We start from the raw sequence: 22225 nt of genomic DNA on the forward strand, positions 1-22225 counted from the left end.
AGCTTCGGCGCCGGGTAGGCCACGAGGCTGATTCTCGCGGCGTCAGTCTGGTAAGTGAGCATACACTTTTTCCCTCTTGCGAGGATCAGGTCTGGCGGACGGCCTTGGCGGCCAGGAGGGCGTCGATCTCCGCCGGGGGGAAGCCGAGGTCGGTGAGCACGGCGACGCTGTGCTCACCGACGCCCGGAAGCATCAGCCCGCCCGGTCCCGGTCCCGCGCCGGTGCCGGCACCGGCGTCCGGGTCCGGGTCGGTGCCGGGGCCGGGGCCGGCCGGGCCGTACCGTGGCAGGATCCCGATCTGCTCGAACCAACCCCAGTCGGCGACCTCGTACGAGGCGACCCGCCCGAGCTGGCGGTTGACCGGGTCGTCCAGCACCGCGCGGCGGAAGCCGTCTCGGTCGAGCGGCTCGACGAGGTCGGCGAGCAGGCCGGCCCCACGCAGGCGGGCCACCCACTCGGCGGCCGGCGCGGCGGCGAACACGCCCGCCAGGACCGTCTCGGCCCGGCGGGCCGGCGCGTCGTCCACGCCCCCGCGCAGCGGCGCGTAGGACTCCGGCAGGCCGTCGGCCGCCGTCAGCTCGCGCAGGCGGGCCCAGGCGTCCCGGTCGGGCAGGACGAGCGCGAACCAGTGGTCGTCGCCGCCGGCGTAGATCCGGTAGCCCGGGCCGTACCCGGTCTGGGTGGAGTCGAGCGCCGGGGTCGGGACCCGCTCGCCGTCGCGCTGGAACACCCCACTCTGCAGCAGCATCCCGGCGCCCAGCAGGCTCGTCGCCACCCGCTGCCCGCACCCGGTCGACTCCCGGGCGTACAGGCCGGCCAGGATCCCGGTCGCGGCCACCCAGCCGCCGCTGACGTCCAGCGGGATCCAGGTGGGGGCGACCGGGTCGTTGCCGGTGCCGCCGACGGCCTGCTCCAGGCCGGTCAGCGCCTGCATCAGGGCGTCGTTGCCGGGGTACCTCGCCCGCGGCCCGGTCGGGCCGAAGGCGCTGGCGTGGCAGTACACGGCCCGTGGGTTGAGCCGGGCGACGGTCTCCGCGTCGATGCCGAGCCGTTCGGCCACGCCGACCCGGAAGTTGTGCACGACGACGTCGGCCCACCGGATCAGCCGTTCCACGACGGGCCGGGCCTCGGGAGCCCTCAGGTCCATCGCCAGGCTGCGCTTGCCGCGCTGGCAGGCGGCCACCGCGTAGGCGGCGGCCCGCATGGCCTCGCCCTCGGGCGGCTCGACCTTGACCACCTCCGCGCCCAGGTCGGCGAGGATCTGGGCACCCAGCGGCCCGGCCACGAACGCGGAGAAGTCCAGGACGCGAACCCCCCGCAGGAGACGCCCGGACGCGCCGGCCGCGGTTCCTGTGCCGGCCGCCGCCGGGTCGCCGTCCGCGAGTGCGGGGCGCACGGGGCGCACGGAGATCGGCGAGCCGACCACGACGTCCCGGTGGCCGGATTCCGCGCGGGTCACGGCCAGGCCGACCTCGGCCAGGTGCGGGTCGGTCAGCGCGTCGCCGGGGCGCAGCACCGGCTCGCAGGCGATGCCCGCCGCGCGCAGCCGGTTCAGCCAGTCCTCGCGCGGGCGCAGCGCGAACGGCGAGCGCCAGCGGCGGGCACGCTCGTTGAGCGCCCCGGTCATCTGGTCGGCGTAGTAGCCCTCGTCGCTGGGGGTGTCGCCGAGGACGTCGATGAGGCGGGCGTACATCCCCTTGCCGCCGAACCAGACCTGCAGCAGCTCGCCGTCGGCGCAGCGGTACAGGAAGTTCGGGAAGGTCGAGCCCTTCTCCCAGTACGACTCGATCTCGGTGGCGGCGCGCTCGGAGCGCCCGATCATGCACCCGAGGGTGGACAGCAGCCCGTCGTAGAGCGACGTCTCGGCCCAGCCGCCGGTGCCCGTCCCGACCCGGCGGCGCAGCAGCGCGAGCGCGGACGTCGTGAGCAGGAAGGCCGTGCCGCTGCCGGCCGCCTGCGCGTCGACGAAGACCGGGCCCGGCCGGTGCCCGACGAGCTGGGTGCAGAACCCGGCCCGCGCCTCCACCAGCAGCCCGAAGTCCTCCCCGCGGCCCTTGGACGTCCGACTGGGCCGGCAGCGGACGTACACCAGGCCCGGGTTGGCCGCCCGGAGGTCGAGGTGGCCCAGGCCGCGCCGCTCGACGAGCGCCTCGGGCCCGTAGACGAACGCGACGTCGGCGCCGGCGAGCAGGTCCCGGACCTGGGCGGCGTCGTCGGTGACGACCAGTTCCTTGTCGCGGTGCCAGACCTCGCCCCAGGCCACGTGCTCGTCGATCGCCGGCGTCGTCGTCCCGACGACCCGGACGACCCGCGCGCCCAGGTCGGCGAGGAGCATGCCGGGCACGCCGCCCGCCAGGCCGAGGCCGAGATCGCTGGTGCCGACCGCGACCTCGACGACCGTCAGGCCCGCGCAGGGACGTCCGGTGGGGGCGGCGCTCACGGCGCCACCCCGTCAGCCGCTCCGTCGGCCGCCCGGCCCGCCACGCCGGCGGTCACCTCGCCGGCCACGTCGCCGGCCGGCAGGGTGAGGCGGGGCAGTACCTCCTCGGCCGCGAGTCGGACCACTTCGAGGGTGTTCTCGTGCGCCGCCGGCGAGATGACGAAGTGGCGGACCCCCGCGTCCACGTACTGCTGGAAGCGGGCGGCGACCTCGTCGGGCGTGCCGGCGGGGGCGACCCGTTCGAGCATCCCGCCGGGCTTGTTCCCGTAGGCGCCGCCGAGGAACGACGCGACGTCGTCACGGGCGCGGTCGCCGTCCGGGCGGATCGAGCAGTAGAGGTACATCATCCACTCGAAATCGGCCTTCTCCAGGTCACGGCCGGCCGCGGCGGCGTGCTCCCGGACGGTGCCGACCGTGCGGGCATAGGCGTCCGGTGACATCAGGTAGGGCAGCCAGCCGTCGCCGACGCGGGCGGCGCGGCGCATGGCGGGCCCCTTGCGGCCGGAGATCAGCAGCGGCGGGCCGCCGGGGCGCCGGGGCGGCCGGTCCGCCCCGCGCAGCTCGACCGGGACCAGCTCCGCGTCGTCGAGGTGGAAGAACTTCCCGTGGTGGGTCACCGGGCCGCCGGCCCACAGTGCTCGGAGGAGGTCCAGGGTCTCGTCGGTGCGCGCCCCGCGCTCGGCGACGGGCACCCCGACGGCGTCGAACTCCTGGGGGAACTCGCCGCCGACGCCGACCCCGACCGAGATCCGTCCGCCGCTGTGGACGTCCAGGTCGGCGAGCTGCTTGGCGATGATCACCGGGGGGTAGAGCGGGGCGAGCAGGATCGAGGTGCCGACGCGGACCCGTTCCGTCCAGGCGGTCATCAGCGCGAGCCGGGTGATCACCTCTCCGGTGCCCGTCCGGGGGAGGATGTGGCCGCCCTGCCAGACGGACTCGATCGGGAGGCGTTCCGCGGCGGCGAGCCACGCCCGGTCCGGCTCGGGGAGGGCGGCGGCTCCAAAGACGATGCGATTGCCTGGCAACCAGGGCTCCTTAACGGGTGCCGGCCGGCCGGCCGGACGGCGCGGCCGGGCCGTCCGGGTCGTCCGGGTCGGGGAGCGGACTCGGCGGCTGTACGCGTGCCCGCGCGCGGGTCCGGGCCTGCGTGGCAGAATAGCGGAGTGAGCGTACACTTCTCTTCGTCGCGAAGGGAAGCCGCGACAGGAAGCCGCGACAGGAAGCCGCGAAGAGAAAGCCGCGAAGAGAAGGCGGTGCAGGTCAGCCGCGCGAGGGGGAGAAGCTTGACCGCGACCGTAGGTATACCCCCGGCCGTGACCGAGGAGACCGAACCGTTCTGGGCGGCGGCCCGGGAGGGCCGGCTGCTCGTCGAGCACTGCCCGGCCTGCGGGGCCGACTCCTTCCCGCCGTACGGTGCCTGCCGGGTGTGCCGGAGCCGTCCGGTGGAGTTCGTCGAGATCACCGAGCGGGGCCGGGTCTACAGCTTCACGGTGAACCACCAGCGCTGGCTGCCCGGGCTGGAGGTGCCCTACGCGATCGTCCTCGTCGAGTTCCCGGGCCATCCGGGTGTGCGGGTGGCCGGCCGGCTGCGCGGCTGCCCCCCGCAGGCCGCGGCGATCGGCCTGGAGGTCGAGGTCGGCTTCGAGCCGGGGCCCGGCGGCTTCGCCGTCCCCAGCTTCGTCGCCGTGCCCAGCGCCATCGCCGGTCCCGGCTCCGCCGCCGTCGACCGCACGCCTGAGGCCGGCGCCGGGGCGGGCGCGTGACGGGCACCGAGCACTTCGAGCGGCGGGTCGTGCTCTCCGGCGTCGGCCAGTCGGCCGTCGGGCGGCGTCTCGACCGCTCCGGCTTCCAGCTGACCCTCGACGCCGTCCACGCGGCGATCGAGGACGCCGGGCTGCGGGTCGACGACATCGACGGCCTGGCCATGTTCCCCGGCGGTGGCAAAGCCAACCTGCCCGGCTACGCCAACGGCAACCTGTACGAGATCCAGGACGCGCTGCGCCTCACCACCACCTGGCGGCAGGGCCAGGTCGAGGGCATGAGCCTGCCCTTCTACGGCCCGGCACAGGCGGTCGCGACCGGCCAGGCCCGCCACGTGGTCATCTGGCGGACGGTGAAGGAGGGCAGCGCCGCGCGCAACGCCGGCGGCCGCCCCGCCTACGGGTCGATCCACCCGGCGGCCGAGGGTCCGCTGGCCTGGCTGCTGCCGGTCGGCGCGCTCTCCCCGGTGTGCCAGGTGGCCCCCTACGCCACCCGGTACATGCACGAGTACGGCGTCACCCGCGAGCAGCTCGCCTGGATCCCGGTGACCCAGCGCGCGCACGCCGCCCTCAACCCGGACGCCGTCTACCGCGACCCGCTGACCGTCGACGACTACCTGGCGTCACGCATGATCTCCACGCCGATCTGCCTGTACGACTGCGACGTTCCCGTCGACGGGGCCACCGCGATCGTCGTCTCGGCGGCGGAGACCGCCCCCGACCTGCGGGCACCGGTCGCCGTCGAGGCGATGGCCGGGGTCGTGGACGGACGTCCCTCGTGGGAGCAGTGGGCGGACATGGGCCGGGTCGGCCACGCCACCGCGGCGGCCCTGTGGAACCGGACCAGCCTGCGGCCGGCGGACGTCGACGTCGCCCAGCTCTACGACGGCTTCACCATCGAGGCCGTCTGGTGGCTGGAGGCGATGGGGTTCTGCGGCGTCGGCGAGGCCGGCGCGTTCGTCGAGGGTGGCAAGCGGATCGCGCTCGGCGGCGACCTGCCGCTCAACACCTGGGGCGGGCAGCTGTCCGGCGGGCGGCTGCACGCCTCCTTCGGGCATACCGCCGAGGCGATCCGCCAGCTCCGTGGCGAGGCCGGTGCGCGGCAGGTGGTCGGCGCGGAGGTCGCCGCGGTGACCAACGTGGGCGGGATCGAGGCGGGCGCGGCTCTCCTGACGCGCTGGCGCGGCTGACCGCGGCCACAGGTCCGGGTTCGGGCCTGGGCCTGGGTGAACGCGGCCGTGAGGGCCGCGGGAGAGAAGGGGACGTCGAATGCCGAGGAACAGCGGACGGGTCGAGGGAAAGGTCGCCATCGTCACCGGTGCCGGCTCGACACCGGGCGACGGGATGGGCACCGGGAAGGCCAGCGCCGTGATGCTCGCCCGGGAGGGCGCGAGCGTGCTGCTCGTCGACCTGCGTCCCGAGCGCGCCGAACTGACCCTGAAGATGATCGAGGACGAGGGCGGCAAGGCGAAGGTGTTCGCCGCCGACGTCACCCGGGCGGACCAGTGCGAGGCGATGGTCGCGGCGGCCGTCGAGAACTTCGGCACCGTCGACATCCTCGTCAACAACATCGGGCTGGCCTCGCTGGGCACCGTCGTGGACCTCTCCGAGGAGGCCTGGGACCGTGCCCTCGACGTGAACCTGCGCACGGTCTTCCTGGCGTCCAAGTACACCGTGCCGGTGATGGCCGCGCAGGGCTCCGGCTCGATCGTCAACATCTCGTCGATCTCCGCGCTGCGCGGCGACGGCACGATCGCCTACTCGGCGGCCAAGGGCGCGATGCTCGCCATGACCGTCGACATGGCCTACTCGCACGGCCGGCAGGGGATCCGGGTCAACGCGATCGCGCCCGGGCACATCACCACCCCGATGGTGAACTCCGTCTCCGGGCAGGACCCACGGGCCGGGTTCCGCACGAGACTGCGCAACGAGGCCGGCCTGCTCGGCACCCCGGGCACCGGCTGGGACGTCGGCTGGGCGGTGGCCTTCCTCGCCTCCGACGAGGCGCGCTGGATCACCGGGATCACCATGCCGGTGGACTCCGGGGTTCTCAGCATCACGCCGCTGTCGATGGCGCAGTACCTGCGCGCCATCCCCGAGTAGCGGCGGGGCGGGGCGGACCGCCCGCCGGGACGAACGACGTCGTTCGTCCCGGCGGGCCGCTTTCACCGCGGCCTCGGCGTGCGGGCTACTTCAGCACGGACCACCTCGGCACGGGCACTACTTCAGCGTGCGGGCTACTTCAGCACGGACCACCTCGGCACGGGCACTACTTCAGCGTGCGGACTACTTCAGCGCGAGGACCTTCGTCGCGGCGAACTTCCCGCCGTCGGCGGCGCCGCCGTCAAAGCCGTACGTGATGTGCGCGAAGAAGTTGAACCCCGAGGCGCACACGGGGTCGCCGAGGTTGCAGTACTCCTTGGCCTTCGGGCCGTAGAGCGGACTCGACGTGGTGATCTTTCCGGCGGTAAGCGCCAGCGGGTTGCCGAAGACGACCACCGCCGCGACCCGCGGGGCGAGGTCGGTCGGAATGGTCTCGCCGATGCCGAGGAACGTCGGGATCCCGATCGAGATGTCGGTGACGCTGGCGCCCTGCGAGTAGCCGCCCAGCACGAACTTCGTGTTCGGGCAGGCGGCCGCGGTGGCCTTCACGTGCCGGGTCATGTCGGTGGCCCCGGGGCCGGCCGACGTCTGCGCGTAGTCCGCGGCGTAGTTCACGGCGTACGAGGCGACCGTCTTACCGGGCAGATTCTGTTTCACGGCGTTGACGAACGGGCTGCCGGTGATGCCCAGGCCGGGCAGCTCACCGCTGCCCCGGGCGAACACGACTTCCACGTCGGAGCAGGTGGCCGCCTGCGCGGGCCCCGCCACGATGCCACCGCCGACGGTGCAGGCCGTCGCGGCGACGGCGAGCGCCAGGACGCGGCGCTTCCAGGAACCGACAGAACTCATGCGCGAATCTCCTCGCGTTAACGACCAGCGCAGTACGGCTGGTCTGGTGTCCCACCCCCTCCCCTTGTGAAGCTTTAGTGCGATTTGGACGCTATCGTCCGTTCTGCCCGTGAGCAATGGGTACCCGATCGGGTTCACCCGAAAGTGCCACCGGAGCGCCACGCAGGGACACCGCCCGCGCCCGCGGGGCCGCTGCTCCGTGTCTCCCGTCCCCGCCGCGGGCTCCTTGCGCCGCAGGGCTTCTTCGGGTCGCGCTCAACCTGACGGCGGGCGGCGGCGTTGAAGGAGGGCAGGAGCACGGAAGGGACGTATCGGGTGCTGGAACGCGAGGAACGGGCGTTCGAGGAGTTCGTCGCACGCACGAGTGATCGACTGGTGCGCTGCGCCGTGCTGCTCGTCGGCGACCGGGGAGCGGCGGAGGACCTGGTCCAGGGGGCGCTGGAGCGCACCTACCGGCACTGGCCGCGGGTGTCCGCCGGGTACCCGGAGGCGTACGTGCGCCGGGCGCTGGTCAACGCGGCGGCCAGCCGGTGGCGCCGGTTCCGGATCCGTGAGGTGCCGTGGGGCCCGGACATCGAGATCGGCCTGCCGGACCAGGCCAACCTGCCGGACCACGCCGACCGGCTGTCGGTGCGCGACGAGCTCGTCCAAGCCCTGATGACCCTGCCGGTCCGGCAGCGCGCGGTGCTGGTCCTGCGCTACCTCGACGACCTGCCCGAGGCGGAGGTAGCGGCCATGCTCGGCTGCAGCGTCGGCTCGGTCAAGAGCCAGGCCTCACGCGGCCTCGCCCGGCTGCGGGCCGGCGCGCACCTCGACGACGTCCAGCCGGCGGAAAGGAGGACCCCGTGACCATCGACGTCGAACGGGAGCTACGAGCGGCCCTGCGGGCCGTGACGGCCGAGGTCACGGCCCGCCCGGACACCACCCGCCTGGTGCGCGAGCGGTTCCGCCTGCGCCGGCGCAGGCGGCGGGCCGCGCTCGCCGCGGCGGTGGCGGTGCTCGCGGTCGCCATCCCCACGGGTCTGGGCCTGGCCCGGTCGGACTCCGACACCGTCGAGGTCAGGCCGGCCCGCCCGGCGCCGACCGCCGGCCCGCCGTCCGCCCCGACGACGTCCAGCCCGACAGCGGCGCCGACGGGCCCGGCCGGGCCGGGTAGCGGGCTGGGGCACGACCGAGAGGTCGGCGGCGTCAGCGTCACCTGGCTACCCGCCGGGATGGTCCTCGCCGAGGACCCGTCGTTCGGCGCCGGCAGCAGCGACCTCATCCCCGACACGATCGCCTACCGCGCCGACTACTTCTCCACGTCCGGAAGTCCGCGGGCGTTCGTCGACGTGACGGTCACCTGGGGGCCGGCACCGAGCCTCGACACCGTCGAATCCAGGATGCGCGGCGCGCAGCCGCGGCGGACCTTCACCCGCACGACTGTTCGGGGCCGGCCGGCCCTGTTCACCCGGATGGACCCCGAACAGGAGCTCGCCCTCGTCTGGGCCGAACAGGGCGGGCCGCTCCTCGAGGTCGGCGGTGGCACCCCGACGACGGAGGACGAACTGCGCCGCGTCGCCGAAGGACTGGACGTGGGGGTCCGGCCGACGCTCGATCCGGACACCGAGCGGGCCGTCCGCGAGACCGTCACACGGGCCTTCGCCACGAGCGGGCCCGCGGACCGGGCGCTCGGGGCGGTCGAGGGCGGATCGGCGCTCGCCGAGGACAGGCTGCGCTACCTCGCGCGTTTTCCCGGGCTGGCCAGCACCCTGCGGGTGACCGTGCACGACGTGGCGCTGCCGGAACCGGAGCACGCCGTGGCCACTTTCACGCTGACCTTCACCGACCCGGCCGTCCCGCTGTCGATCGCCGGGCGGCCGGACGGACCCCGCTCGTACTCCACGGCCGCCTGGTTCATCCACACGGCGGACGGCTGGAAGCTCTCTCGCGGCACCTGCACGATCATCCTGACCGTCTGCCCGATCGGGGCAGCCGGCGCCGCGCCCGGCGGGCCCTCATGACCGGGCCGGAGCGGCCGGCGCGTCGGTCAGGGCAGGACCGCGACGAAGCGCCAGTCGAGGACGTCCCGGTCGGGTTCCCGGGAGGGGCCGCCGTCGCCGGGTCGGTTGTCGCCGGGGCCGCTGCCGCCGGAGCCGCCGTCGGCGCGGACCCGCGAGCGCAGGCTGACCAGGCCGCCACCCGTGGCGAGCGGGGTGAGGTCCTCCACCGTGACGTCGCCGCGCAGGGTGTCGCCCTCGTACACCGGCCCGACATGGTCACAGCCGTGCCAGCCGGTGACGGTGACCAGCCGTGGCAGCGCCCGCGTGACCTGGGCGAACGCGAGGCCGATGGTGTGGCCGCCGTAGACCAGCCGCCGCCCGCCGCCGGCCTGGACGTCGTGGTGCACCTGGGCGATGTTCAGGGTGAGCCGGGCCAGCTCGGGCGCGCTGGACACGACGTCGCCGCCGCCGACCCGCCAGCTCTGCCCGACCTTGAGATCGGCGAAGCCCGCCCCCTCGGTCGCGGCCGCGAAACGCCCGAGGTCCCAGCCCTCGACGACGGCCCCGAGCCCCGCCGGGCCGGGACCGGCGCCGGTCGTCCCGATGGCGTCGATGTCGTCGCGGTGCCCGGTGGCCCGCTCGGGGTCGCGCAGCGGGAGCATCGCGCACCGCCAGAAGTCCAGGACGGGCCGGTCGAGCTGGTCGACGGTGGTGATGCGCAGCACCGCCAGCCCGGTCGGCCGGCGCCCGGCCCGCACGCTGTTCTGCCGCAGCGCCACGACCTCGGTGGACGTCCGCAGGGTGTCCCCGATCTCGGGCGCCCGGCGGAAGACCAGCCCGCGGTAGAACAGGTTGGCCTTCACGTGATGGGTGACCACCGTGGACTGCCCGATGGCGACGTCCCAGACGACGTTCGGCGGGGCGAGCGCCGCGGCTCCGGTCACCTCGGCGCACAGGGCCGTGTCGAGGGCCAGCGCGAGCCGGCCGCCGACGATCGAGCGGTGGACGTCCGCGAGGCCGGCGGTCAGCGTGACCCCCGGCGCGGAGCGGAACCGCTGCCCGACGGCCAGCTCGTCGAAGTACGGCCCCTCGGCGACCGATCCGATCGTCATCCCGCCCGCCCCGCCCGTCCCGTCGTCCCACTCGCCCCGGCCGGGGGCGCGATCACGCCGGTGTCGATCAGCCGGCCGATCTCGGCGTCCGTCAGGCCGAGTATCTCGCCCAGGACGGGCGCGGTGTCCTGGCCCAGGCGCGGCGCCTCGCCGGGCGCGCCGTACTCGCCGTCCCAGCGCATCGGTGAACGCGCCGTGATCCCCGTGACAATTCCCGAGGACGGCTCGTGCGCCGGCAGCCGGACCTCCGCGAGCAGCGGGATCGGGTTCGCGGCGTGCGCGGCGACGACGTCCGACATGCCCCGGTAGCGGCCCCACAGCACGCGGGCGGCGTCGAGCTCGTTGCTGACCTGCTGGTAGTCCCGGGCGGCGAACCAGGGACGCAGCACCGCGGCGATGGTCTCCCGCAGCCGGTACCGGTCGGCCTCGTGGGCCAGGTCGGCGTCCAGCGCCGTCTCCAGGGCGGCGAACACCTCGCCGGTCTTGGTCACCGAGCACAGCGCGGCCCACTGGCCCTCGGTGAGCGCCACCACCATCACCCGGTTGCCGTCGCTGCAGGTGAAGTCGACGCCGAAACTGCCGTACACGTGGTTGCCGTGCCTGGGCCGCTCGGTGCCGCGGGCGGCGGCCTCCGACAGCCAGCCGAGGTTCGCCACGCCGCTGAGCGCGACGTCGGACAGCGCCAGCTCGACGAACGCGCCGGCCCCGGTGCGGTCGCGGTCGCGCAACGCGGCGAGAACCGCCGTCGACACGGTCAGCCCGGTGATGAAGTCCCAGGCCGGCAGCACGTGGTTGACCGGGGCGCCGCCCTCCTCCCGGCCGGTGATGCCCGGCAGGCCGACCTCGGCGTTGACCGTGTAGTCGACGGCGGGCCGCCCGTCCGGATAGCCCTGGACGCGGAGGTGGATCAGATCGGGCCGGCGGGTGGCCAGGGTGTCGTAGGACATCCAGCGCCGCCCGACGACGTTGTCGACGAGGACGCCGCGATCCGGTCCCGGCGCGGTGATCAGCGCGGCGACCAGCTCCTTGCCCGCCCCGGAACGCAGGTCGACCGCGACGGACCGTTTTCCCTTGTTGAGGGACGTCCAGTAGTAGCTCTCGCCGGTCGGGGCCACCGGCCAGCGCTGGTAGTCGCTGCCGCCGCCGATCGGGTCGACCCGGATCACGTCGGCCCCGAGCTGCGCGAGCGTCATCCCGCCGGTCGGGCCGGCGACGAAGCTCGCGCACTCCACGATCTGCAGTCCCGCGAGCGGCCGACGGGTCATGCCGCCGCCCGCCCGAGCCCCGGGGCGAGACGGCGCCCGCGGTCGAAGCGTTCCCCTGCCCAGCCCGGGCCGGACTCCGCGTACATGCAGCCACCGCCATAGCTAGCCGTTAATCAATATTCAGCTCAGAGCATAAGCACACCGGGATGCCGAGGTCACCGAAACGCGACTGACGGCTCGATCGCGACTTTGCGTGCCTTAATGATCGTGGATGGTGAGGGTGGCGGGTCTGTCGATGCCGGGCCCACCAGCGGGCACGGTGACTCCCCCGGCCTCGGCGGCCTCGATGGCGTCGGTCGATCGGGCGCGCGGGTCGCGCTGGTCGGGAACGACGACGGTGGGTGCCGGCGCCTTGCGGGCCGGGATGGCGAGAGCCACCAGGAAGGCCGCCAGCGCCGCGCCGGCGCCGATCAGGAAGCCCACCCGCAGGCCGGTCAGCGACGGGACCTGCGCCGCCCCGAAGGAGACGGTCAGGTTCGCCAGCACGACGCCGATCACGGCGCTGGACGTCGACGTCCCGATGGAGCGCATCAGGGTGTTCAGGCCGTTGGCGGCGGCGCCCTCGGAGGCGGGTACCGAGGCCATGATCAGGGTCGGCATCGCCGCGTAGGCGAGGCCCACGCCGGCGCTGATCGAGCAGGCGATGACCATGACGCCCGCGGGGCTGCCCATCAGCCCGAGCGCGGCGACGTAGCCGACGGTCATCACGGCCGTGCCGGAGAGCAGGGCGGTCTTCGGCCCGCGGGCCGTGATCAGGCGTCCGGCGAAGGGCGAGACGACCATCATCATCAGCCCGGCCGGCGCCATCCACAGGCCGGTGGCGAGCAGTGACTGGCCGAGGCCGTGCCCGGTGGCCTTCGGCAGCTGCATGATCTGCGGGCAGATCAGCGACATCGCGTACATCGCGAAGCCCAGCACGGTGGAGGACAGGTTCGTCAGGAGCACCGGGCGCCGGGTCGAGGTGCGCAGGTCGACCAGTGGGGCCTTCGTGTGGGTCTCCCAGCGGCCCCAGGCCAGCAGGACGGCGACCGCGCCCCCGAGCAGCCCCAGGGTGGTGCCGCTGCCCCAGCCCCAGGTGCTCCCCTTCGACACGGCGAGCAGCAGCGCGACGAGGCCCGCGGAGAGGGCCACCGCGCCGGGCAGGTCGAAGCTGCCGGAGCCCCGGACGGGGGACTCGGGAACCACGATCGTCACCAGCCCCACGAGGATCAGGGTGGCGATGGCCGAGCCCCAGAAGAGCACGTGCCAGTCGAAGTTCTGCGCGACGATCGCCGCGATCGGCAGGCCCAGCGCGCCGCCGATGCCGAGCGACGAACTCATCAGGGCCATGGCCGGGATCAGCCGCTTCGACGGGAGCAGGTCACGCATGATGCTGATGCCCAGCGGGATGATCGCCAGCCCGAGGCCCTGCAGGGCCCGGCCGGCCACGATCGGCACCAGGGAGTCGCTCAGGGCGCAGACGAGGCAGCCGGCCACGAGGATGTAGCCGGAGAGCAGCAGCATGCGCCGCTTGCCGAACAGGTCGCCGAGCCGGCCGAAGACCGGGTTCGCGACGGCCCCGGTGAGCAGGGTCGCCGTGATGGCCCAGGAGGCGTCGCCCGCGTTGGTGTGCAGGAGCTTCGGCAGTACCGGGATCAGCGGCACCATCAGCGTCTGCATGAGCGAGACCACGACGCCGACCGCGGCCAGGACGGCGACGACGGCGCTGGCGCTGACGTGCGACGGCGCGCCCGTCCCGGTTCCGGTGCCCGGGCCGTGGCTCGGGCTCGCTCCGTTCGGGACTCCGCTGGCGACCATGTGCACCCCAAGACTAGCTGTACAGTACAACTATATGTATCACGCACATCGGCGGGATGTCCGTGTACGACCGGTGGGTTCTTGGTCACACCTCGCACGGAGACGCTGTCGCCTCCGTCGACTGCTGAACTTTTAGCGGTTTTTGCCCGATTTGTTTTCTCGACGATTGGTCTGACACCCGGGCAATGAGCGCAAAAGTGCAGGTCACGCGCGAGACTTCGATGTCCCGGGTGGAACAGCGGTCTCCCGGGAGCACCTGCTACGTCCTGGGGGTCTTCACATGAACCTTGTTAGGCGCCTGGCGGCCGGTCACGTCCAAGGCGACCATGTCGACGGCATCGCGGTATTCAGCGGGATCCCCTACGCGGCCCCGCTGGACGGCCCGGCCCGCTTCGACGCCCCCCGCTTAGCCGGGCGGTGGACGGGGGTCCTGGATGCCACCAGGTTCAGCCCCAGCCCGCCGCAGACCTCCTGGATGGGAGGCGCCGAGTCGCTGTGGCATCCCGGCGACGGCACCGACTGCCTGAGCGTGAACGTCTGGACGCCCGATCCCACCGGTCGCGGTCTGCCGGTCCTGGTGTGGTTCTACGGCGACGCCTTCATGATCGGTTCGGCCAGTCAGCCCGAGTACGACGGCGCGACGCTCGCCCGCGGGGGAGTGGTCGTGGTGTCCGTGAACTACCGGGTCGGCTTCGAGGGCTTCGGCTGGCTGCCCGACGCGCCGCTCAACCGCGGCCTGCTCGACCAGCTGGCCGCGCTGCGCTGGGTGCAGGACAACATCGCGCAGTTCGGCGGCGACCCGGGCAATGTGACGATCATGGGCCAGTCCGCGGGCGGCACCTCGGTGGCCGTGCTGGTGGCGGCGGACGAGGGGCGGGGACTGTTCGGCCGCGCGATCGCCCAGAGCGTCGCCGGTGACTTCCTCACCCAGGAGCGCGCCCGGGCCACCTCGGAGCGCATCGCCGCGGCCCTCGGGGTGCGCGCCACCGCCGGCGACCTGGCCGCCGTGGGCCCCGAGGCGATCCACGCCGTCCAGGGTGAGGAGGGCCGGATCACTCCGTACGCGCCGGTCCTGGGCGGGGAGCTCGTCCCCGACCTGCCGTGGCGCAGGCTGCGTGGCGAGGTCGACCTCGTGGCCGGGTCCACCCGCGACGAGTACCGGTTGTTCGTCCTCGGCGCCAACGACGCGGGTGTCGACCCGGCGGCGACCGCGGCCACCGTCGGGCTGCCGCCGTCGGCGGTCGGTGCCTACCGGGCGGCCCACCCGGAGCTGTCCGACGCCGACCTGCACGCGCTGATCCTGTCCGACGCGGTGTTCCGGATGCCGTCGCTGTGGTGTGTCGCCAACCATCCCGGCCGCGCCTTCTGCTACGAGTTCGCCTGGCAGAGCCCGGCCTTCGGCGGCGCGCTCGGCGCCTGCCACGGCATCGACAACCCGCTCACGTTCGGCAACTTCGTCGGGACGATGTCGTCGATGCTGCTGGGCAATCCCGTCCCGGCCGGGGTCGTCGACCTGTCGGAGCAGATGCGCTCGGCCTGGATCTCGTTCGCGGCGAACGGCGACCCGGGTTGGCCTGTCTACCGGGCCGGCAAGGCGATCACCCGTATCTGGGACGTGCCGTCCCGCCTCGCGGCCGATCCGCAGGCGGTGTCCCGCCAGATCTGGGAGCAGGCCGCCTTGGCGCGCCCCGGCCGCTGACCGGTAGCCGATTTGTACAATTTCGTGGCGGCTTCGGCGCCGGTCCTCGCTGCCCTGCGAATTCGTCCGCTGCACGTCAGTAACAAGGTCTGTGCGGGTCGGGGGCTTGTGCGGCGTCCTGGGGGGCGGTCGCTACTATCCCTTAAACCAAATTAAATGATCTATGTGTACGGGGGCTCGCATCACTGGGTCACGGGGGGCTTTGTTCACCGGGGCTCGCGGCTTCGCCCGCGCTTCCGTCGACGGACCCTAAGGATGATCTGAATGCGCAAAAGTGGAGTGGCGGGACCTTTAGGTCTGGCGGTCGTGATCGTCGCGGCCGCGTTGACCGCCTGTTCCACGTCCGGGGCCGGCGCGGGGGCGAACGGCCCCTGCGACAGCCCCGGAGTCACGGCCGACCAGGTGAAGTTCGGCTTCGTCTTCTCCGACACGGGCACGGGCAGCGAGGCGCTCTCGTCGGCCCGGCTGGGAGTTGACGCCAGGATCGGGCTGGTCAACGAGGAGGGCGGGGTCAAGGGCCGCCACATCATCTACGACTGGCGGGACGACGCGGCCTCCCCGTCCACGAACGTGCGGGTGACCCAGGCGCTCAGCAGCTCCACCTTCGGCCTGGTGGGAGTGACCTCCTCCAGCGGCGGCTCCCTCGACGCCCTGGCCAAGGAGGGAGTCCCGTACATCGGTCTCACTCAGCCCTCCTACGCCAAGTACCCGAATGTCTTCGCGAACGTGTACGACGCGGCGCCGGAGACGATCGGCCGGTACTTCCTGGCCAACGGTGGGACGAAGGTCGCCATGGTGAGCACCGGGGGGGCGACGTTCACGGTGGATCTCGCCGCGCGGTACCGCAGCGCGTTCGAGTCCATCGGCCTGCAGGTGGCCCCGTTGATTCCCTTCGCGGCCAGCGCCGACAGCCCGGCGAGGGTGGCCCAGCAGATCGCCGACAGCGGCGCGAACGCGCTCATGGGCTTCACCACCGTGGACGACCTGGCCGCCATCGTGCAGGCCACCCGCCAGGCGAACCTGGCTCTCACCTCGACCGTCTCGACCAGCGGGTACGACCGCGGCGTGCTCGCCTCGGCAGGGCCGGCACTGAGCGGGGTCTCCTTTCCGGTCTATTTCCGCCCGTTCGAGGCGGGCGGGCCGGCCATCGACCGTTACCGTGCCGCGATGGCCCGTTTCGCGCCGCAGGCCGTCCAGCCCGAAGAGAAGTTCGCCATGTACGGCTACATCTACGCGGACATGTTCGTGCGTGGCCTTGAGCTGGCCGGCGACTGCCCGACCCGCGAGGGCTTCATGAACGCGCTGCGCAATGTGACCGACTACGACGCCGGCGGCCTCATCGAGCCGACCAACCTGCGCACCAACCCGACCACCCCGCTCCAGTGCGCCGCGTTCGTCCAGGTCAATCCGGCCGGTGACGCGTTCCGGGTGGTGCGCGAGCGGCTCTGCGCCAACGGCCAGGGGACCTGAGCCCCCCGGGCGGCGGGTGGTGGTGAGCGGCCCCACCCGCCGCCTCGGTTGACGACCCTTCCATCCGGCCCTCATAGTGAGGTTGCCTCACTATGAGGGCCGGGTGACGCCGGCCCGTGAACGTCCGACGCCGGCGCCCTGTCGCACCTCGGCCGCGGCGGGACGGAAGGAGTCGGCATGGACGTCCCCCACGACCGCCGCCCGAGCCAGCGCGCCGTCGTCGCCACGCTGTTCGTCGCGACGATGTTCATCACGATCATGGACACCACGATCGTCAACGTGGCGCTCCCCTCCATCGCCGCCGATCTGGGCGTGAGCTCCGGGTCGATCGACGAGGTCGTGATCGCCTACCTGGTCAGCCTGGCCGTCTCCATCCCGGCGTCGGGCTGGCTCGCGGACAGGTTCGGCAGCCGGCCGGTGTTCCTCGCCGCGCTCGGCGTGTTCACGGCGGCCTCCGCCCTGTGCGGGCTCGCCGGGAGCGTCACCACCCTGGTGATCTTCCGGGTGCTCCAGGGAGTGGGCGGCGGCCTGCTCACCCCGGTGGGGATGGCGATGCTCTACCGGGTCTACCCCCCGGCGGAGCGGGCCCGGGCGGCCCGGATCCTCATCGTGCCCACCGTCGTCGCGCCGGCCGCCGGCCCGATCCTCGGCGGAGTACTGACCGACCAGGCGTCCTGGCACTGGGTGTTCCTGGTCAACGTGCCGATCGGGATCGCCGCGTTCGTCTTCGGCCTGGTGTTCCTGGCGGGTTCCCGGGTGCCGGGTGCCGGCCGCTTCGACGCGCTGGGCTTCCTGCTCTCGGCGAGTGGCTTCGCCCTCGTCCTCTACGCGCTCTCCGTCGGGCCGGAGCACGGCTGGCTGTCGGCCGGGACCCTGGCGACCGCCGGGATCGGGCTCCTGGCGACCGGGGCCACCGTGTGGTGGGAGCTGCGCCGCGCCCAGCCGCTGCTCGCCCTGCGGGTACTCGGCAACGACCTGTTCCGCACCGTCAGCCTCACCCTGTCCATCGCGTTCATGGCCTTCATGGGCGTGCTGTTCCTCGTCCCGCAGCTCATGCAGACGGTGCGGGGCGCCAGCGCGACCACCTCCGGGCTGGTCGTCTTCCCCGAGGCCCTGGGCGTGCTGACCGCCACCCAGATCGGCGGGCGCCTCTACCCGCGGGTCGGGCCGCGCCGGCTGATGGCCGGCGGCCTGGTCCTCGCGGCCGCCGCGATGCTCTCCCTCGGCTTCCTCGACTCGGCCGGATCCCTCTGGCCGTTGCGCGGGCTGCTGTTCGGCGTCGGCGTCGGCATCGGCTTCGTGATGATGCCGGCCCAGACCGCGGCCTTCGCCACCATCTCCGCCGCGTCGACGGCCCAGGCCTCCGCGCTGTTCAACGCGCAGCGCCAGCTCGCCTCCGCGATCGGCGTCGCGTTGGTCTCCACCGCGCTCAGCCTGGCCCGACCCGCCGCCACGGGATCCGGCGGCGGGTCGGTCGTCGGGGACACCGGCTCCTTCAGGTGGGCGTTCGCCGTCGCCGCGGCGCTGGCCGCGCTCGGGCTGCTCGCCGCGCTGCGGGTGCGGGACGCCGACGCTGCCCCGACCATGCGCCCGCCCGCCGGGTCCGCCCTGCTCGGGCACGGTCGGGATGACCAGCGTGGAGGTTCCCGGGCCGGTGCTGACGGTCACGTCGACCGGGCTCGTGTTGGGCGTGAGGACGTCGGCGGCGCCGCCGGAGACCCGGACGTTGTAGCCCCGGGTGGCGAAGTAGCCGGCCTCGCTCGAAGGTCGAACGGATCACCGTTTAGGGGGTGAACTCGATGATCAGGCCGGGCGGGCCCACCGGGGCGCACCCGCCCGGATAACGCGCCGGATGCTCCGGATAAGTGTCGGCCGGTGCCGGTGCCGGTGCCGGTGCCGGTGCCGGTGCCGTTCAGTTCGGAGTGCCCGGCGACGGGTTTCCCGGGTTTCCCACGCGTCTGCCGAACAACAGCGGTTTCGACCGCCGGTTCGACTTCCGGGCCATGGCTGGTCCTTTCCGGGCGATCATCGACAGCTCGGAGGTCACACCCCGGCCAGATTGTGCAGGCCGGCGCGAACACGATCGAGGGGCATCTGGCGGGCCGCGACGAGATAGTCGACGACATCGGCGCGCAGCGCGGTGAACAGAATATGCGCCAGATAGTCGGTGTCCTCCCCGGGCCGCACGATCGCGAGGCGCCGGGTGAGCTCGGCGATCCAGTACCGACTCGACGAGTTCGAATAGTAGGCGTTCGGCCCGCGGTGCTCGAGTGCCCGGATGAGGGTCCGGTTGGCCACCACGAAGTCGAGCAGGGCGTCGAGATAGGCGCGCAGGGACTCGGTCGGGCCGCCGCCGGGGCCGAGTGGGGCGGGCCCGTGCTCGACACGCTGGCCCAGCGTCTTCACCCGGGGCTGCAGGACGGCCTCGACCAGGGTGGTGCGGTCGCCGAACCGGCGGAAGACGGTGCCCTTGCCGACCCCGGCGGCCTCGGCGATGTCGTTCATCGACACCTCCTCGGCCCCCTCGCGATCGAACAGGTCCGCCGCCGCGGCCAGAATGGCCGCGCGATTACGGGCGGCATCGGCCCGTTCGGCCCCGGTCACCGCCCACCTCCTCCCGCCGCGCGGACCCGGCGGTTTCGCCGGCCCGGCGATCCGCCGTGGCGCCACTCACCGGCGGCGCCGCTTCCAGTCCGCGTGCGCGAACGGTTCCGGCAAATTCTGCCAGGAGTCCCCGCGGTGGCGTCCGGGGCGCCGTCCGGGCCTCGGACTGGTGTTTCCACCGCCCGGATTCAGCCGCCCGGATTCAGCCGCACCCCGGGTTTACCTCAGGTCGCGGGGTCGAAATTGTCCGACCTCGGGGGCGCCGGCGCCCCCGCGCGCACCGGTTGTCCGGAGACGCGGCCACCACGAACCACGGCCGATCATGATCCGCTGTGGAGCACCCGAACCGGCACGACACGCCGTGATCGATCAGTCGTCGCGAAACGAGCTGCCGGACGATCTCGAGACCTGGGCCGGTCAGCACCTGGCCGGTCGGCGCCGTGGTACTTGACAGGATGATCTATCGCGGCCAGAATCGAATGTATGTTCGATCTCCTCGGAGTCCGGCCGCGCCCGCGCACCGTCCCGCGCACCGTTCAGGATGACTCCGCCCAGGATGACTCCGTCGCGCCGGGCACGCGGCTCCCGTCGCAGCGAGTGGCCGATGAGCCCCGCCCGCTGTCCGCCCGATCGTCGAGCGGCCTGCCGCCGAGCGTGGCCCGGGTCGCGGCGCGCACGAGACTGTCCGCCGAGCTGCTCGCCGCCATCCTCACGGTCGACGGGCGATCGCGGGCGACCCTCGATGACATGGAGCGTGCGGACGCCCTCGCGGACGTGCTCCTGGCCCGCCGCCGGCAGCGGGTCGACCGGCATCGACCCGAACTGGCTCGTCCGGCCCGGCATGGCTGACGCGCGGGCCCGCCGTGGCCGACGGGCCTGTTCCGGTGCGGTCGCACCGCCGGGAACTCTCGGATGCTCCACGATGAGTTCCCGGATGAACGGCCGTCCTCCGTGGAGGAATTCCCGCGGTGCTTTCTTCGTGTCGCCTACTCACAGCCAGGGGGTGGCGGTGCGCACGGCAGTGGTCTGATACCGAAAGGGGTGGTCGTGATCAGCTGTGCGAGTGCGCCCAGCGCAGAACCCGGCGACGGATGGGGCGCTGCTGCCCGACAGCCTCACGGGCCTGGTCGAGGCGGGCGTGGGTGGTTCGCCGCTCCGGCTGCGCGGTGGCCGCGCCAAGGGACAGGAAGGTCTCCTCGGAGCTGAAGTGCCAGGGGTTGTCCGAGCGGCGGGCGGCTGGCTTCTCGTACCCGCTGGAGTGAGTTGCGGCATGGATGGCGTTCAGCACGGCGGGCTCCCGGGTGCGAGAAGGGGCAGGAGTTCGGCGGTCGAGTCTCAGCCGCCGTAATTAATAGTGCATGCACCACGGAGTTCTTGTAAGCCCGATCGACGTGACCTCGGACGCACCCGGCGAGGACCCGGAAAAAATGTGACCGACGCCCGTGGCCTGGAACACAATGCGGCCGAAAAGTGCCGCGTGAGCGGGGTCGCCGGGTTACGCCGCTCACATTCAGGCCGGCCATCGGTGACGCGTGTCACCAACGGCAGGAACGCGAATTTCAGTGGATCTACGGCGAGTGGAGATCAGCCGACGCGCAGCTGCTCGCCGGGCACCGTCACCTCGTCGCCGGGCCGCAGCTGACGGCCCCGGCGGGTCTCGACCTCACCGTTGACGCTGACGGTCCCGCTGGCGAGCACCGCCTTGACCGCCGAACCCGCCTCGACGACGTCGGCGAGCTTGAGGAACTGCCCGAGCCGGATGACGTCGCCACCGATGCTCACTTCACGCATCTCCCCAGCATGCCTCACTGCTCACCGGCCGCGGCCCACGGCTGGCCGCGGGCCGCGGGCCGAGCCCGTCCCGAACCGGGCCGCCGGTTCAGGCGGACTGGCCGAGCTGGAGCGGGAGCGCGACCAACGAGCGGATCGTCGTCGTGAAGGTCGGCTGGAAGTTGTCCGGAACGCGGTAGTCGGGGATGCGGGCGTGCCATTCCCGCAGGGCGATGCGCAGCTCCAGCCGAGCCAGGTGCGAGCCCAGGCACCGGTGCGGCCCCCGCCCGAACGCGATGTGCCGGTTCGCCTCACGATCGAACCGGACGGCCTCGGGCTCGGGGATCTCCCGTTCGTCGGTGTTGGCGGCGCCGAGCAGACCGGTCACGACCTGGCCCCTGCGGACCGGGCAGCCGGCGATCTCGGTGTCCTGGGTCGCGAACCGTGCCACCATCATCACCGGCGACTCCCAGCGGAGCAGCTCCTCCACGGCGTTCGGAATCAGCGCCGGGTCGTCCACCAGCACGCGCCGCCGCTCGGGGTGGAGCGCGAGGTGCAGCATCATGCAGTCCAGCGAGGCCGAGACGGTGTCGAGACCGGCGACGAGGAACAGGAAACAGATGTCGAGGATGTCCTCGTGGCTGAGCCGGGCGCCCTCGACCTCGGTCCGCAGGAAGCGGCTGACGATGTCCTCGCCCGGGGTGGAGCGCCGGTCGGCGATGACGGCGTCGAAGTACTCGTAGATCGACGCGGCGGTCGTCTTCAGCAGGGCGATCGAGTCCTCGTGGCCTCGGGGCCGCCCGGTGATGGACTCGGGCCGGATGAAGCCGTCCTTCATCTTGAGGAAGGTGGGGAGCTCGTCGAGCGGCAGCCCCAACAGGGCGAGGAACACCTGCGACGGGAACTGCAGGGAGAACCGCGGCACGAAGTCCACCGTACTGTCGGTGGCGATCGTGTCGATGAGGCCGCGGGCCAGGTCGGTGATCGGCCCTTCCATCTCCTTCATGCGCTGCGGGGAGAAGAGCGGATCGAGGATCCTGCGGTATTCACGGTGTTTCGGCGGGTCGATCTGCAACGGGATCAACGGCCGCTCGGTGCCCGTCTGGGTCACGCCGACTCCGGAGGAGAAGACCTCGGGGTTCGTGAGCAGTGTCGCGATGTCCGCGCTCCGGGTTAACAGCACTCCTCTTTCGCCCAGCGAAACCGTGCGCTGGTCGCGTAACCCGGGGAAGACTGCCTGTGGCGCCGTCAGGAAGGCGGGGTTCTCCATGGGATTTCCCGACCCGGGTGCCGTACTCGACGCCGTACCTGACGCCGCACTGTCAGTCGACATGTGAGCTCCTCGCCGTAGGCTGCGACGAAGTTATACCAAGT

The 22225-nt window shown here is 72.8% G+C and carries 19 protein-coding genes; 9 read left to right on the forward strand and 10 right to left on the reverse strand.

All coding sequences use genetic code 11. From position 1 onward, the window contains the following. Positions 1 to 85: 85 nt before the first annotated feature. The gene (locus B056_RS0109960; RefSeq protein ID WP_018501719.1) at positions 86 to 2440 is read right to left on the reverse strand and encodes a CaiB/BaiF CoA-transferase family protein; all 2355 of its coding nucleotides are present in this window, start codon (positions 2438 to 2440) and stop codon (positions 86 to 88) included. Further along, on the reverse strand, positions 2437 to 3465 hold the full coding sequence (locus B056_RS0109965; protein ID WP_018501720.1) for an LLM class flavin-dependent oxidoreductase: 1029 nt from the start codon (positions 3463 to 3465) through the stop codon (positions 2437 to 2439). Before B056_RS0109965 ends, B056_RS0109960 begins: the two co-directional genes overlap by 4 nt. Positions 3466 to 3753: 288 nt before the next feature. Between B056_RS0109965 and B056_RS45350 the strand changes: the two genes are divergently transcribed. The 3 genes from B056_RS45350 (at position 3754) to B056_RS0109980 (ending at position 6303) form a co-directional block, all read left to right on the forward strand. Next, a complete protein-coding gene (locus B056_RS45350; protein WP_018501721.1) occupies positions 3754 to 4203 on the forward strand; it encodes a Zn-ribbon domain-containing OB-fold protein in 450 nt (149 codons plus the stop codon). Then, on the forward strand, positions 4200 to 5390 hold the full coding sequence (locus B056_RS0109975; protein WP_018501722.1) for a thiolase family protein: 1191 nt from the start codon (positions 4200 to 4202) through the stop codon (positions 5388 to 5390). The genes B056_RS45350 and B056_RS0109975 overlap by 4 nt, the downstream gene beginning before the upstream one ends. Positions 5391 to 5469: 79 nt before the next feature. Beyond that, positions 5470 to 6303, forward strand: a complete 834-nt coding sequence (locus B056_RS0109980; protein ID WP_018501723.1) for an SDR family NAD(P)-dependent oxidoreductase — start codon at positions 5470 to 5472, stop codon at positions 6301 to 6303. 183 nt (positions 6304 to 6486) lie between these two features. Here B056_RS0109980 and B056_RS0109985 read toward each other — a convergent pair whose 3' ends face one another. Next, on the reverse strand, positions 6487 to 7152 hold the full coding sequence (locus B056_RS0109985) for a cutinase family protein (RefSeq protein WP_018501724.1): 666 nt from the start codon (positions 7150 to 7152) through the stop codon (positions 6487 to 6489). Between the two features lie 315 nt (positions 7153 to 7467). Here B056_RS0109985 and B056_RS35980 point away from each other — a divergent pair, with 315 nt between their 5' ends. Together B056_RS35980 and B056_RS0109995 are read left to right on the forward strand one after the other, a co-directional pair. Further along, positions 7468 to 8001: a SigE family RNA polymerase sigma factor gene (locus B056_RS35980; RefSeq protein WP_018501725.1), complete on the forward strand. Its 534-nt coding sequence runs from the start codon at positions 7468 to 7470 to the stop codon at positions 7999 to 8001. Next, positions 7998 to 9155 (forward strand): hypothetical protein, encoded by a 1158-nt coding sequence (locus tag B056_RS0109995; protein ID WP_026239522.1) that lies wholly within the window; start codon positions 7998 to 8000, stop codon positions 9153 to 9155. The genes B056_RS35980 and B056_RS0109995 overlap by 4 nt, the downstream gene beginning before the upstream one ends. Before the next feature lie 26 nt (positions 9156 to 9181). On the opposite strand, the gene B056_RS0110000 is transcribed toward B056_RS0109995, so the two are convergent. The 3 genes from B056_RS0110000 to B056_RS0110010 all read right to left on the reverse strand — a co-directional run bounded on the left by B056_RS0110000 (position 9182) and on the right by B056_RS0110010 (position 13308). Then, on the reverse strand, positions 9182 to 10246 hold the full coding sequence (locus B056_RS0110000; protein WP_018501726.1) for a MaoC family dehydratase: 1065 nt from the start codon (positions 10244 to 10246) through the stop codon (positions 9182 to 9184). Continuing rightward, positions 10243 to 11511 (reverse strand): CoA transferase, encoded by a 1269-nt coding sequence (locus B056_RS0110005; protein WP_018501727.1) that lies wholly within the window; start codon positions 11509 to 11511, stop codon positions 10243 to 10245. Before B056_RS0110005 ends, B056_RS0110000 begins: the two co-directional genes overlap by 4 nt. Positions 11512 to 11709: 198 nt before the next feature. After that, on the reverse strand, positions 11710 to 13308 hold the full coding sequence (locus B056_RS0110010) for an MFS transporter (RefSeq protein ID WP_018501728.1): 1599 nt from the start codon (positions 13306 to 13308) through the stop codon (positions 11710 to 11712). 280 nt (positions 13309 to 13588) lie between these two features. On the opposite strand from B056_RS0110010, the gene B056_RS0110015 reads away from it, so the two are divergent. The 3 genes from B056_RS0110015 (at position 13589) to B056_RS0110025 (ending at position 18271) form a co-directional block, all read left to right on the forward strand. After that, positions 13589 to 15007 carry a carboxylesterase/lipase family protein gene (locus B056_RS0110015; protein WP_026239523.1) on the forward strand — a complete coding sequence of 473 codons (1419 nt, stop codon included), beginning with the start codon at positions 13589 to 13591 and terminating at the stop codon, positions 15005 to 15007. Between the two features lie 264 nt (positions 15008 to 15271). Next, positions 15272 to 16477 carry an ABC transporter substrate-binding protein gene (locus B056_RS0110020; protein ID WP_026239524.1) on the forward strand — a complete coding sequence of 402 codons (1206 nt, stop codon included), beginning with the start codon at positions 15272 to 15274 and terminating at the stop codon, positions 16475 to 16477. 177 nt (positions 16478 to 16654) lie between these two features. Further along, entirely contained in the window at positions 16655 to 18271 is a 1617-nt protein-coding gene (locus tag B056_RS0110025) for a DHA2 family efflux MFS transporter permease subunit (protein ID WP_018501731.1), read from the forward strand. A 249-nt stretch (positions 18272 to 18520) separates the two neighbouring features. Here B056_RS0110025 and B056_RS0110030 read toward each other — a convergent pair whose 3' ends face one another. Further along, positions 18521 to 19081, reverse strand: a complete 561-nt coding sequence (locus tag B056_RS0110030; RefSeq protein WP_018501732.1) for a TetR/AcrR family transcriptional regulator — start codon at positions 19079 to 19081, stop codon at positions 18521 to 18523. 597 nt (positions 19082 to 19678) lie between these two features. Between B056_RS0110030 and B056_RS0110035 the strand changes: the two genes are divergently transcribed. Then, entirely contained in the window at positions 19679 to 19930 is a 252-nt protein-coding gene (locus B056_RS0110035; RefSeq protein WP_230202925.1) for a hypothetical protein, read from the forward strand. 202 nt (positions 19931 to 20132) lie between these two features. On the opposite strand, the gene B056_RS0110040 is transcribed toward B056_RS0110035, so the two are convergent. The 3 genes from B056_RS0110040 to B056_RS0110050 form a co-directional block, all read right to left on the reverse strand. Continuing rightward, on the reverse strand, positions 20133 to 20369 hold the full coding sequence (locus B056_RS0110040) for a hypothetical protein (RefSeq protein WP_018501734.1): 237 nt from the start codon (positions 20367 to 20369) through the stop codon (positions 20133 to 20135). A gap of 296 nt (positions 20370 to 20665) precedes the next feature. Then, entirely contained in the window at positions 20666 to 20872 is a 207-nt protein-coding gene (locus B056_RS0110045) for an RNA-binding S4 domain-containing protein (RefSeq protein WP_026239525.1), read from the reverse strand. 88 nt (positions 20873 to 20960) lie between these two features. Further along, positions 20961 to 22121 carry a cytochrome P450 gene (locus B056_RS0110050; RefSeq protein WP_026239526.1) on the reverse strand — a complete coding sequence of 387 codons (1161 nt, stop codon included), beginning with the start codon at positions 22119 to 22121 and terminating at the stop codon, positions 20961 to 20963. Between the last annotated feature and the right edge of the window lie 104 nt (positions 22122 to 22225).

The organism is Parafrankia discariae (genome assembly GCF_000373365.1).
GTDB classification, from domain to species: Bacteria; Actinomycetota; Actinomycetes; order Frankiales; family Frankiaceae; genus Parafrankia; species Parafrankia discariae.

Coding starts and splice junctions, on each gene's coding strand:
- B056_RS0110010 (WP_018501728.1), bottom strand. CDS start 13,308: ATGGTCGCCAGCGGAGTCCCGAACGGAGCGAGCCCGAGCCACGGCCCG.
- B056_RS0110020 (WP_026239524.1), top strand. CDS start 15,272: ATGCGCAAAAGTGGAGTGGCGGGACCTTTAGGTCTGGCGGTCGTGATC.
- B056_RS0110005 (WP_018501727.1), bottom strand. CDS start 11,511: ATGACCCGTCGGCCGCTCGCGGGACTGCAGATCGTGGAGTGCGCGAGC.
- B056_RS0110000 (WP_018501726.1), bottom strand. CDS start 10,246: ATGACGATCGGATCGGTCGCCGAGGGGCCGTACTTCGACGAGCTGGCC.
- B056_RS0109980 (WP_018501723.1), top strand. CDS start 5,470: ATGCCGAGGAACAGCGGACGGGTCGAGGGAAAGGTCGCCATCGTCACC.
- B056_RS0110050 (WP_026239526.1), bottom strand. CDS start 22,121: ATGGAGAACCCCGCCTTCCTGACGGCGCCACAGGCAGTCTTCCCCGGG.
- B056_RS0110015 (WP_026239523.1), top strand. CDS start 13,589: ATGAACCTTGTTAGGCGCCTGGCGGCCGGTCACGTCCAAGGCGACCAT.
- B056_RS0110045 (WP_026239525.1), bottom strand. CDS start 20,872: ATGCGTGAAGTGAGCATCGGTGGCGACGTCATCCGGCTCGGGCAGTTC.
- B056_RS0110025 (WP_018501731.1), top strand. CDS start 16,655: ATGGACGTCCCCCACGACCGCCGCCCGAGCCAGCGCGCCGTCGTCGCC.
- B056_RS0109985 (WP_018501724.1), bottom strand. CDS start 7,152: ATGAGTTCTGTCGGTTCCTGGAAGCGCCGCGTCCTGGCGCTCGCCGTC.